The 12922-nt window shown below is 35.9% G+C and carries 13 protein-coding genes; 12 read left to right on the top strand and 1 reads right to left on the bottom strand.

Annotation, left to right across the window (positions count from 1 at the left end; genetic code table 11):
- Positions 1-33: 33 nt before the first annotated feature.
- The 4 genes from EUC40_RS15160 (at position 34) to EUC40_RS15150 (ending at position 2567) form a co-directional block, all read left to right on the top strand.
- The gene (locus tag EUC40_RS15160) at positions 34-681 is read left to right on the top strand and encodes a nitroreductase family protein (protein ID WP_001105347.1); all 648 of its coding nucleotides are present in this window, start codon (positions 34-36) and stop codon (positions 679-681) included.
- A 260-nt stretch (positions 682-941) separates the two neighbouring features.
- A complete protein-coding gene (locus EUC40_RS15155; protein ID WP_000713452.1) occupies positions 942-1430 on the top strand; it encodes a putative periplasmic lipoprotein in 489 nt (162 codons plus the stop codon).
- A gap of 124 nt (positions 1431-1554) precedes the next feature.
- Complete coding sequence (locus EUC40_RS27295) at positions 1555-1800, top strand: hypothetical protein (protein ID WP_167520166.1); 246 nt, start codon at positions 1555-1557, stop codon at positions 1798-1800.
- A gap of 218 nt (positions 1801-2018) precedes the next feature.
- Positions 2019-2567 carry a cysteine hydrolase family protein gene (locus tag EUC40_RS15150; RefSeq protein ID WP_156575856.1) on the top strand — a complete coding sequence of 183 codons (549 nt, stop codon included), beginning with the start codon at positions 2019-2021 and terminating at the stop codon, positions 2565-2567.
- A gap of 36 nt (positions 2568-2603) precedes the next feature.
- On the opposite strand, the gene EUC40_RS15145 is transcribed toward EUC40_RS15150, so the two are convergent.
- On the bottom strand, positions 2604-3053 hold the full coding sequence (locus tag EUC40_RS15145; protein WP_156575855.1) for an NUDIX hydrolase: 450 nt from the start codon (positions 3051-3053) through the stop codon (positions 2604-2606).
- Positions 3054-3411: 358 nt separating this feature from the next.
- Between EUC40_RS15145 and EUC40_RS15140 the strand changes: the two genes are divergently transcribed.
- The 8 genes from EUC40_RS15140 to gnd all read left to right on the top strand — a co-directional run bounded on the left by EUC40_RS15140 (position 3412) and on the right by gnd (position 12855).
- Positions 3412-4305 (top strand): mechanosensitive ion channel family protein, encoded by an 894-nt coding sequence (locus EUC40_RS15140; RefSeq protein ID WP_156575854.1) that lies wholly within the window; start codon positions 3412-3414, stop codon positions 4303-4305.
- Between the two features lie 186 nt (positions 4306-4491).
- The gene (locus EUC40_RS15135) at positions 4492-5610 is read left to right on the top strand and encodes a GAF domain-containing sensor histidine kinase (RefSeq protein ID WP_156575853.1); all 1119 of its coding nucleotides are present in this window, start codon (positions 4492-4494) and stop codon (positions 5608-5610) included.
- 14 nt (positions 5611-5624) lie between these two features.
- Entirely contained in the window at positions 5625-6260 is a 636-nt protein-coding gene (locus EUC40_RS15130) for a response regulator (protein WP_071709512.1), read from the top strand.
- A gap of 210 nt (positions 6261-6470) precedes the next feature.
- Positions 6471-7325 (top strand): MurR/RpiR family transcriptional regulator, encoded by an 855-nt coding sequence (locus EUC40_RS15125; protein ID WP_001141275.1) that lies wholly within the window; start codon positions 6471-6473, stop codon positions 7323-7325.
- A 333-nt stretch (positions 7326-7658) separates the two neighbouring features.
- Complete coding sequence (adhP, locus tag EUC40_RS15120; RefSeq protein WP_000649108.1) at positions 7659-8696, top strand: alcohol dehydrogenase AdhP; 1038 nt, start codon at positions 7659-7661, stop codon at positions 8694-8696.
- 341 nt (positions 8697-9037) lie between these two features.
- Positions 9038-10576 (top strand): gluconokinase, encoded by a 1539-nt coding sequence (gene gntK, locus EUC40_RS15115; RefSeq protein ID WP_156575852.1) that lies wholly within the window; start codon positions 9038-9040, stop codon positions 10574-10576.
- 14 nt (positions 10577-10590) lie between these two features.
- Positions 10591-11940 (top strand): GntP family permease, encoded by a 1350-nt coding sequence (locus EUC40_RS15110; protein WP_000260215.1) that lies wholly within the window; start codon positions 10591-10593, stop codon positions 11938-11940.
- 18 nt (positions 11941-11958) lie between these two features.
- On the top strand, positions 11959-12855 hold the full coding sequence (gene gnd / locus EUC40_RS15105) for a phosphogluconate dehydrogenase (NAD(+)-dependent, decarboxylating) (protein ID WP_156575851.1): 897 nt from the start codon (positions 11959-11961) through the stop codon (positions 12853-12855).
- Positions 12856-12922 lie beyond the last annotated feature (67 nt).

The raw sequence follows: 12922 nt of genomic DNA, 5'->3' as shown, positions 1-12922 counted from the left end.
TTTTGAAAACGCTGTAAAAAGGGGATTTAATGTATGAATTATGAAGGTTTTAAAGAAATAATTCACGGTAGACGAAGTGTTAGAAAATTCACGGAACAAGAAGTATCCACTAGTGATATAAAAGAAATTATTGATTGTGCTCGTTACGCACCGAGCGATACGAATTCACAAACGTGGGAATTCGTGGTCATTATGAATCGAGAGAAAATTAAAGAAATTGAACAAATGACGTGGGATGCATTACATAAACTTGCGGCAAAAGCGGCAGAAAACGGAGAAGAAAAAGCGGGGAAATTACTTACACGTTCTTTCGGACCGTATGCGACAGCTTTCTCTGAAGCGCCAGTATTAATCGTATGTTTGGCAACACCATATGAATCAAAGTTTCGTGAAAAGATATTTGATCCAATTGCTTTCGTTCCTGATTCAGTTTGGGAAGAAGAAGGGATTAAGAGTAGCTGTTTAGCGGCACAAAACTTAATGTTAGCGGCACATGCGAAGGGGCTTGGCACTTGTCCAATGACAGGACCGGTATTGTTAGCGCAAGATGAACTGCGAAAATATTTACAGATTGAATCTGAAAAACAAATAAATATGGTTATTTCTCTTGGTTTTCCAAAAGATAAGCCGAAGAAACTTCCAAGAAAAGAAGTAGATGAGATTACGACATTTGTTTATTAAATACTTGATTAAAAGACATTGGAAATAACAATGTCTTTTTAATTTTTGTGGATATTTTGTTGCGAATTTGGGCTAAAATGATGAATAAGAAAGAATTTCTATTTATTGCATACAAAAAATTAATGTTCTATTAAGGAAAGTATGATACAGTAATCGTGAGTAAGCTTAAGTTTGTTCATGAAAGTGTTGAAAACTAGTTTTAAGACCTATAAATTATTTTTGTATAATAAATTATAATGAAATTACCGGGGGGATGAATTTTGAAGAAATTCATAATCGCTGGATTGTCTGTATTGTTATTAGTAGGCTGTGGTACTCCAAAGGAAAAAGAGGACGCACAGTCAAATCAGGAAGAACAAGTTGTAAATGCAAGTGATGAGAATATGGTCGTATTTCCTGAAGGAGTAATGCCAGTTGGAGAAGGAAAAGTAAAAGTTATTACACCAAATGGTACTTCTGAAAATGGTAATATACCGACTGTATTCATCAAAAAGGATACTTTAATTCAGCAAGTTGAATTAGAACTGTCTAATTTTCAAAACGATATAGAAACATTCGTTTTTGTAGACAAAGTGTATGCAGATAAACATCAAGTAACTAGTACAACACAGACAACAGTACAATTAAAAGAAAAGACTCTTGAGACAGGTAGTCATACGATAACTGCAGTTCAGTATGAAAACAATGATCCGAAAGGAAAGGTCATTAGTTTTAATCAAGCGACGTTTGAAACGAAGCCCGCGTCTTAATATGAATAAAAGTACATTACTTAAAAAGTAGTGTGCTTTTTTGTTTGTATTGAATGATCTAACAGTGAATAATTTGTTTTGCGTTCTAGTAGTAATGGGTAATAAGAAATCGCTTATTACTACTATGACAGAGAAAGAGGTTGAAGATGTGAATCGGTTTGCTCGTATCGTCTTGATTAGTATGATGATGTTAGTAATTTGGTTTACTATACAAGAGATTATTCACGTGACGCTCAATTATCAAATCCATGACATGATAATGGGAATAGTATGTTTTGTCTTTGCTTATCCCGCTTTAATGGGCAGTAAGACCCCCACCTCAAAATTCAGCGAAAGCAAAGAAGTTAGGTGGGGGTCGGGCTACCCATAATAAAAGTCCGATTGGTTCAACTAATAATCAGTGGGGGATGAAGAAACCCCCCACTGATTAAAGTTTCACTTTATTTGTTTTATGATAAACTCAGACTAAGGTAAGTTTTGCAAGAAAAATGTAGGTATTTCATTCGAAATGTCGAATAGTACATACGATGTCGTAATAACAAATTTTCTATTGTTTACTGTGAAACAGGAGAAGGAGAGATAGAAGTAATGAAGAGAGCTCTAATAAATATTGATTATACATACGATTTTGTAGCAGAAAAAGGTGCCTTAACTTGTGGAAAACCAGGTCAAGAAATCGAGAAAGAACTTATACATATAACGAAGCAATTCATAGAAAATGGAGATTATGTTGTATTTGCAATTGATAAACATGAAGAAAATGATGTACACCATCCAGAAGCGAAGTTATTCCCGCCACATAATATAGCAGGGACAAATGGTAGAGACTTATACGGTGAATTACAAGGTGTATACGAAACATATAAAAATGCAGAGAATGTATATTATATGGACAAAACGAGATACAGCGCATTTGCTGGAACAGATTTAGAGATGAAGCTGAGAGAAAGAGGAATAGAAGAAGTCCACCTTGTAGGGGTATGTACTGATATTTGTGTTCTTCACACAGCAGTAGACGCTTATAATAAAGGATTTAAAATTGTTGTTTTTGAAAAGGCAGTTGCATCTTTTAATGCACAAGGTCATGAATATGCACTTGGACATTTTAAATCTTGTTTAGACGCAGAAGTGAAGTGAAAAAAGAGGCCTTTAAAAAAGGTCTCTTTTTTACTTTTAAATTGAGACGACGTTTTGCTCGATTAGTTTTTTTAGGAACGGACTAATTTTTTCTGGTAAACCATTTAAATCAAAAAATTGTACATGTAATGATTCAAACCCATCGGCTTTTAACGTACCACCTGTAATGTCTTTGCAAAGATATGCGATCGTTATGGGGTAAAATTCATCGCCGTTCGGTAATTTTACAAAAAATTCTTTTCCAGAAAATACGTTTATTAACTGTAAAGTTCCTATTTCAATACCTGTTTCTTCAAGTACTTCTCGTCTTCCGGCTTCTTCTGTTGATTCAGCAAGCTCCACAAAACCTCCAGGAACGCCCCAAATACCATTTCGTCTTTGTTGCAATAGTATTTGTCCTTGTTCATTGAAAACAGCTACAGCAACACCTGCTAAATTGAGTGACCTTGATCCAACAACTTCTCTTAGCTCTTCGATATATCCCATTGTTTGTAACCTCCGTGAGAAAAAAGTATCAAATGAACTATTCGGTATTGTGTAAAAATATTCCTTTGAATGAGTTAAGTATTGCAGCAAACTTGTTTATAAAAATTTCTATTGTAATCTCCCTTTAGACTATTAAAAAGGGTATATTTATAATAAATAGAAAAGGGCATCTAAAATGCAAAGATTGACGGAAGGGTTATATTGTTGAAGAGGAACAATGAATACAAATACATAAGTAAGAAAGTGCGATTTAAGATCAGGATACAGGGTGTTCCGATAACAAGTGTCGAGATGATAAATATGTATTTATAATAAATCAGCTCTGTATGAAATTTTCATTAGTTAAGGAAGTGGATGAATGGGTGTATTGACGTATACGGAGGAATTTTTTAATTTTGTAAGGGAGTTTTTACTTTTAAGGTTTCTACTATTTGCTTTAGTTCTTCTAATTATTTCTTTTGTCATAAACCGTATTATTGATTGGTTTTTTAGAAAATCAAGCTTTTTTGATGAAGAGGTAGAGCAGACGATACAAAGTGTAATTCGATCTATTTTTAGGTATATCATTATCATCAGTCTTATCATATATTTAATTAGCCAATTTGTAGATATAAAAAGTATTATTGCAGGTGCAGGGATAGCTGGAGTTGTCATCGGTTTTGCTGCACAACAGATGCTAAAAGATGTTATTTTAGGATTCGCAAGATTAGCGGACAAAGAGTTTCGTGTTGGTGATTTTGTTACTTTTAATGGAACAAATTCAGGAACGATTGAAGAAATTAGTATTCGTTTTATGCAAATTCGTGAATGGTCAGGAAAACTTCTTACTATACCACATGGAGAAATCAGAACGATTCAAAACTTTAATAAAGGATGGATGCGAGTTATTGAGCGGATCACGGTAAGTTATCAGGAAGATCCTACAAGAATTAAGGAATTATTAGAAGAAGTATGTGTGAATTGCAATGAAAAATTAGATCAAAGTCTTTATAGAGTAGAGGACGAGGCTGTTGAACCATTTAAATATGTTGGTGTTACAGACTTAAATCCTAACCTTAAATATGTTGGGTACGAATTTTGTATTATAGGTTTGATAAAGCCAGAAGATTATTTTGAAACTTCTAGACAAGTAAGGTTTGAATTAATGTCTATGTTTCATAAGAATCAAGTGCAAATGCCAGCAGCAAATATGTTCGTTACTACTGAAAGTTTACAGCCTATTCATAGAGGACAAACTTCATCGGATAGTTAAAAAATAAGCTGGAGTTTCTTTTGCTAGAAAATGATTTTAATACTTGGCGTATATAGTAACAAGAATTACACTACCAAGTTTGGAAGAGGAAACATTCATATGAAGAAAGAGCTGAAGGAATTCAGTTCTTTTTTGTTTGTAGAATTTAGAAATTTCTTAATGTTATAATGGTAATTGGTGATGAGAATGAACTTTGATGAACAAGAGATATATCGTTTAGAAGCATTAAAAGAAATTGCTGAATTATTGAATGAAGCAACAAATTTACAGGATATGTTAGAAAAAGTATTACACACATTATTACAAGTTATGAATTTACAAACAGGATGGATATTCTTTATTGATGAAGGTGGAGAACATCGAATGCTTGTAGATCAAAACTTACCACCAGCGCTTACATGGCAAGAAAAGAAGCCAATGTGTGAGGGGGATTGTTGGTGTGTGGAGCGTTTTGTGAACGGGAGATTGGAAAAAGCGACAAATATTATTGAATGTAAACGAATAGAGGATGCGATTGAATGTAATTGGGGTGAAACAGAAGATATTACACATCATGCAACAATCCCGTTAAGATCTGGATCGGATAAATTTGGTCTATTAAATGTGGCTGCGCCTCATAAATCACATTTTGCAGAGGAAGAGTTAGCGTTATTAGAATCGATTGCGTTTCAAATTGGAACGACAATACAACGTATTCAGTTAGTTGAGAAAGAACGTAAATACGTAGTGGTAGCTGAAAGAAATCGACTTGCACGTGATTTACACGATTCCGTTAAACAATTGTTATTTTCTATTATGCTAACAGCTAAAGGCACTCTAAATATGACGAAAGATAAAGCCTTGCAAGAGATGTTAAGTTATATTGGAGATTTATCGCAAGAAGCCTTGCAAGAGATGACGCTTTTAATTTGGCAATTAAGGCCGGAAGGGTTAGAAAAAGGATTAGCAGAAGCAGTTCAAAATTACGGAAAGTTGTTAGGGATTCATGTGGAAGTTCGAATTGATGGAATGGTCTCAATTGGAGATGAAATAGAAGAAGTATTATGGCGTATTAGTCAAGAAGCAATACATAATTGTAAAAAACATGCTTCGTGTGAAAAGGTGTATGTTCATTTAAAGATAGAAAATAACCAGTTGCATTTTTACATAGAAGATGACGGAATAGGATTTATACAAGAGCAAGTAAGAGAGTCCGCACTTGGTTTGAAAAGTATGAAGGAACGAATTGAATTAATGAGGGGATCGTTTCAAATAACAACAGAGCCGAAAAAAGGTACAAAAATAGAAATTCAATTACCGGTTTGAAGGGGAGAAGCTAGGTGAAGATTAAATTGCTATTAGCAGAAGATCATCATATCGTTCGAAGAGGACTTGTATTCTTTTTGAAAACAAGAGATGAATTTGAAATTATCGGGGAAGCAGAAAATGGTGAAGAGGCGTTATGTTTTGTAAAAAAAGAAAAACCGGATGTCGTATTAATGGATGTATCTATGCCGAAGATGGATGGAATTGAGGCGACAAAACGCATTAAAGAATACGATGAGACGATAAAGGTACTTATGCTAAGTAGTTTTTCAGAGCAAGATTATGTTTTGCCTGCACTCGAAGCTGGAGCAGATGGTTATCAATTAAAAGAAGTACAACCTGAGCAACTTGTCGCTTCTATCATTGCAGTACATGAAGGAAATGCGAATTTCCATCCGAAAGTAACACCTGCATTATTAGGGCGCCCAGCAGTTAAAAAAGAAAAAGAGAATCCTTTTGCTATGTTAACGAAAAGGGAGCAAGAGGTACTTCGTGAAATTGCGAAAGGAAGAAGTAATAAGGAAATTGCAGCAGCACTTCATATTACAGAGCAAACTGTGAAAACGCATGTATCAAATGTTTTAGCTAAATTGGAAGTAGATGATCGTACACAGGCTGCATTATACGCAGTGAAACATAGGGGAAGCTAATAATAAGTATGAATAATTGTGTTATATGTTATGACAGAATACATAGGAACCATTAAAATGTATAGTGATTCCGAATAAAGGTTTTTCTTCTTTCAATAATTAGGTACAATAAAGTGAAACTTTAATCAATGGGGGCTATTCCCACTGATTATTAGCCCGCACCAATCGGGTTTTTACGGGATACAGCTACGATGGAAGGGGAAGATAGGTATGCCTAGTACAAGAAGTGGGATTGGAAAGATTCAGGCTTCGTTAAATGGTTTATCACCGAAATTGCGAAGTATTGCTGAACATATTTTGAAACATCCACAAGATGTTGTACATAAATCAATTACGGAATTAGCTGAAGTTACGAATAGTTCCGAAGCTACGATATTCCGTTTATGCAAACACCTTGGTTTTCAAGGGTTTCAAGATTTAAAGATTACGTTAGCTCGTGAAATTGTGCATACACCGATGCAAAATATTCATGAAGAAGTATCAGCAGAAGATAGTATGGTAACTGTCGCTAAAAAAGTTTTTCATTCGCATATTACAGGACTGCAAGATACATTACATTTATTAAATGAAACGGCACTCGAGCAGGCTATACGGGCCTTGCAAGAAGCAAGCCGAATCGAGTTTTATGGGAATGGTGGTTCTGGTATTATTGCGATGGATGCATATCATAAATTTATGAGAACGGGTATTTCTTGTATCGCTCATACAGATTCTCATTTTCAAATTATGGGTGCAGGTTTACTTACAAAAGAAGCGGTCGTAATTGCAATTTCTCATTCTGGTAGCAATAAAGGATTACTTGAAGCATTAGAAGTAGCAAAGAAGAGAGGAGCTCGTATTATTGCGATTACGAGCTATCAGAAATCAGCACTTAGTCAACTTGCTGACATAACACTATATACTTCGACTCGTGAGACAGAATTTCGTACGGAAGCAAGTTCATCACGATTAGCACAGCTAAGTTTGTTGGATACTTTGTATGTGGGATTATCGTTACAGCGTCAAGAGGTAACACTACAAAATTTACAAAGCATTCGTGAAACGATTTCGATGAAGCGAATATAAAAAAGCTCTTCAAATGAGGAGCTTTTTTATATTCGTTAATAGTTTGTTGATATAGTCACTAAATCTACTCTATGTGCACAATTTCCCCCAATAAACACCGATATACATATAATAAAATTTCAGGTTTCCTTTCAAATACTTTAAAAAACTATTTGGCTAAAAATTCAAATATTGTTCAATATTTTACAATATGCTTACAAAATTACATGTTATGATGAACATGTAATGATGATTGAACACTTAAATTTGGTGCAATAATTGACCAAAACAGTGAAGACAGAAGTTGTGAGGTAAACTCATTGAAATTCTAAAACACTAAAGGGGAGATCACATATGAAAGCAGTAGTTGTAAATAAAAATAGTAAAGCAAACATTGAAATTGTTGAAAAAGAATTACGTCCGTTACGTTCAGGCGAAGCGTTAGTAGATGTAGAATATTGTGGCGTTTGCCACACTGACTTACACGTTGCGAATCATGATTTTGGTAACACGGATGGCCGTATCCTTGGTCATGAAGGTGTAGGTATTGTTACAAAACTTGCTGATGATGTAACTTCACTTAAGATTGGTGATCGTGTAAGTATTGCATGGATGTTCCAATCTTGTGGACGTTGTGAATATTGTGTAACTGGTAGAGAAACATTCTGTCGTGAAGTTAAAAATGCTGGTTATACAGTAGATGGCGGTATGGCTGAACAGTGTATCGTAACAGCTGATTACGCGGTTAAAGTACCAGAAGGATTAGATCCTGCTCAAGCATCATCAATTACATGTGCAGGTGTAACTACATATAAAGCTATTAAAGTATCAGATATTAAACCAGGTCAACCTATCGTAATCTATGGTTGTGGTGGATTAGGTAACCTAGCTATCCAATATGCTAAACATGTATTTGGTGCAAAGGTAATTGCAGTAGATATTAATGATGACAAACTAGCCTTAGCAAAAGAAGTTGGTGCCGATATGACTATCAATCCAATTACGCAAGGGCCTGCTGATAAGATTGTACAAGAGGAACTCGGTGGCGCTTATGCTGCTGTAGTAACAGCAGTTTCTAAAGTAGCCTTCAACTCAGCAGTTGATGCGGTACGTGCTTGTGGTAAAGTAGTTGCGGTAGGTTTACCAGTAGAAACGATGGACTTAAATATTCCACGACTTGTACTAGACGGGATTGAAGTAGTTGGTTCTCTAGTCGGTACTCGTAAGGATCTAGAAGAAGCATTTATGTTTGGTGCAGAAGAAAAAGTAGTGCCGGTTGTCCAAACTTGTCCACTAGATGAAGTACAAGACGTATTCAAAGAAATGGAAGAAGGTAGAATTCAGGGACGTATGGTCATCGATTTTAAACAACATGATTGTAATTGTAAATAATTCATTTTGTTTAAATCATCGTTAGTGCGAATCTCTTTAAATAATAGAACGATAGTTTTGAGGCATGAGTCCGGTATTGAACTGGATTCATGCCTTTTCATGTTTCCTTAATTCGTTTGTAGTAGTGAATATAGTTCTTCAATTTTCGTTTCATATCCCATATAACCTTTCATGTTAATGAGAGAAATTATGATTGTATGCAAGTGGAAAGAAAGGACTTATATTTATTTATGAAAAAAATTTTCTTTTTAAAACTTGATTTAAGAAAAAATATTTTATATACTAATTCATGTAAACGGTTTACTAGATTATATTTTGCTAGAAACGAAGGGAAGATTCGTATGGAAACAAGGGGGAGAGTAATCGGGATTGATATCGGTACCACAAGTACGAAAACGGTTGTATTCACAGAAAAAGGAAAAGTCGTTGCATCACATGCAATTGATTATCCTATTATTCAGCCGAACGTCGGATGGGCGGAGCAAGATCCTGATGTAATATGTGCCGCTGTATATAAAACTGTAAGCGTTGCCATCGAAAAGGGTAATGTGTTACCAGAGGATATTTCTTCAATTGGTATTAGTACAGCAATGCATGCATTAATTGCAGTAGATAAAAACGGTGCGCCGTTAACGCGCTCTATCATATGGGCAGATAATCGAAGCACAAAGCAATCAGAAAAATTATTACAACAAATGAATGGTCATGACATTTATAGAAGAACTGGTACACCGATTCATCCTATGTCACCACTTTCTAAATTATTATGGATGAAAGAAGAGGAACCAGAGTTATATAAGAGTGCTTATAAATTTATCTCTATTAAAGAATATGTTATTTACCAACTATTCTCACGTTACGTAGTTGATTATTCGATTGCTTCTGCTACTGGGTTATTTAATTTAGAAATATTAAACTGGGATGAAGATGTTTTAACGATGTTACAAATATCATCAGAACAATTATCAACACCTGTACCAACTACATATGTTTTATCGGGAATGAAACCGAAATTAGCGCAAAAGATGGGCATTCATGAAGATACTCCAGTTGTTATTGGTGCAAGTGATGGAGTTCTTGCAAATGTAGGTGTTGGTGCAATATCGCCTGGATCAGCTGCGATTACAATTGGAACAAGTGGTGCAGTTCGAACAATTTCATCAAGTGTTAATACAGATGAAAAAGGTAGAACGTTTTGTTATGCATTAACTGATGAGCACTGGGTTATTGGTGGACCAACGAATAATGGCGGAATATTACTGAGATGGTTACGTGATGAATTTGGTAGTCCGGAGCAAGAAGTAGCAAGGAAGCTTGGAATTGATCCGTATGATTTATTAATTAAGTATGCGGAAAGTGTACCAGCTGGAGCGGGTGGATTACTGTTCTTACCTTTTTTATCTGGAGAACGTGCACCTTATTGGAATGCAAATGCTCGTGGTACATTCTTTGGAATTAATCTTCAGCATAAACGAGAACATTTTATACGTGCAGTCATGGAAGGGGTTTGTATGAGCGTATATTCTGTTGCACTCGCAATCAGGGATTGTACAGGCCCACTTACTGAAATACGCGTTTCAGGAGGATTTGCGAAATCTGCATTTTGGAGACAAATGTTATCCGATATGATGGGGAAAGAATTGCTTGTACCTGAAAGCCATGAAGCATCTGCGCTTGGGGCAGCGGCAGTTGCTTTATATGCTATAGGAAAAATTGATTCTCTTGAAGAGGTAAAAGATTGGATTGATATCGTTCATCACCATGTACCGAATAAAGAAAATACGGCAATTTATTTAGAAATGTTTTATATGTATGAACGACTTTACAATCGCTTGAAAGAAGAATTTGATTGTATAGCTGCTTTCCAACGTAAACAATAGGGGGATTGGGAGAAATGGTAGTTGGGATCGTATTAGCGGCAGTTGTCATACTACTTCTACTTATTACGGTAGTGAAATGGCATCCATTTGTCGCGTTAATTTTAACAGCAATCGGAGTTGGGCTAGCAATGGGGATGCCCTTGGTTGCAACTTCACCACAACATCCAGGGATCATTGATTCTATTAAATCGGGGCTTGGAAGTACGTTAGGATTTTTGGCAATTGTTTTAGCTTTAGGAACGATGCTTGGAAAAATGATGGCTGAATCTGGCGGTGCTGAACGAATTGCTAACACATTAATTGACCGTTTTGGGAAGAAACGTGTTCACTGGGCAATGATGTTCGTTGCATTTTTAGTAGGGATTCCGGTATTTTTCCAAGTTGGATTTGTACTACTAATTCCATTGGTATTTACAATTGCATTAGAAACAGGGGTATCACTTATTACAATCGGTATTCCGCTTGTAGCAGGGCTATCCGTTGTACACGGACTAGTGCCGCCGCATCCAGCAGCGATGGCAGCGGTAGGTATTTTTAAAGCAGATGTAGGGAAGACAATTTTATATGCATTAATTGTCGGACTTCCAACTGCAATTATTTCAGGTCCGCTTTACGGGAAATGGATCGGTGCTCGCATACATAAAGAAGTGCCTTTAGATATAGCAGAGCAATTCATTGAAAGAGATAAGAAGAAGGAACTTCCTAGTTTCGGAAATACATTGTTTACTATTTTACTTCCAGTATTTCTAATGCTAGGTGCATCGATTGCGGAAGTAGGGCTAAACAAAACAAGTCAACTTGCACAAGTATTGCATTTTATTGGAGATCCAATAGTCGCATTATTAATTGCAACGATATATTCCTTCTTTAGCCTTGGCTATGCAAAAGGATTTTCTAAAGATAAAGTATTACAATTTACAAACGATTGCTTAGGGCCGATTGCGAACATACTGTTAGTTATTGGTGCAGGCGGCGCGTTTAATAAAGTGTTATTAGATTCAGGAATTGGAACGACAATCGCAGAAATGGCGAAAGAATCACATATTTCTCCGATATTATTAGGGTGGGGAATTGCTGCACTTATTCGAATTGCAACGGGGTCAGCTACTGTTTCTATGATGACGGCGGCTGGAATTGTCGCGCCAATTGCAGCAAGTACACCAGGAGTAAATGTAGAGTTACTTGCACTTGCAACAGGTGCCGGATCATTAATTTTATCACACGTGAATGATTCAGGATTTTGGATGATTAAAGAGTATTTTGGAATGACTGTGAAAGAAACATTATTAACATGGACTGCAATGGAGACGATATTATCTGTTGTAGCACTTGGATTAATTTCGTTATTAAATATATTTGTATAGAATGGGAGATTGATTAATATGAAACTAGGTTTAATTGGATTAGGAAAAATGGGATTCCCATTAGCAGAACATTTATATGAAGATAAGCATGATGTAGTTGTATATGACGTAAATAAAGAACTTGTTGAAAAAGCAGGGGCTTTAGGGATTACTGCTCGTCACACATTAAAAGAAATGATTGCTGAACTAGAAGCTCCTCGTACAATTTGGGTGATGGTACCTGCGGGAGAAGTTGTTGAATCGGTACTAAAAGATGTATATCCATTATTAGAGGAAGGCGATATCGTTATTGAAGGCGGAAATTCATTCTATAAAGATACGTTACGTCGTGCTGAAGAAGCGAAAAGCTTTGGATTACATTATGTAGATATCGGGACATCTGGTGGTGTAGAAGGAGCTAGATACGGTGCTTGCTTAATGGTCGGTGGAGAAAAAGAAATTTACGATCAATTAGAACCTTTATTTAAAGATTTAGCAGTAGAGAATGGGTATTCTTATGCAGGACGCGTTGGTAGTGGACATTTCTTAAAAATGGTACATAATGGTATTGAATACGGAATGATGCAAGCAATCGCTGAAGGATTTGAAGTGTTAGATAAAAGTGATTTTGACTTCAATTATGAAGATGTTGCAAAAGTATGGGCGAACGGATCAGTTATCCGCGGTTGGTTAATGGACTTAACGGAAAAAGCATTTGCAGAAGATCCTAAACTAGATGGAATTAAAGGTGTGATGAACTCTTCAGGAGAAGGGAAGTGGACTGTTGAAACTGCACTTGAACTGCAAGCGGCAGCACCAGTAATCGCAATGTCATTATTTATGCGCTACCGTTCTCAGGAAGATGATACATTCCATGGAAAAGTAGTTTCAGCACTACGTAATCAGTTCGGCGGACATGAAGTTGTGAAGAAATAGAAAATGATGTTTAAAAAGAAACTTGTGCGTATGTACAAGTTTCTTTTTTGCAAGTGTATAATGCGTA

This window comes from Bacillus luti, assembly GCF_009739945.1.
Taxonomy (GTDB): Bacteria; Bacillota; Bacilli; order Bacillales; family Bacillaceae_G; genus Bacillus_A; species Bacillus_A luti.
This window is presented reverse-complemented; position numbering and strand designations above follow the sequence as displayed.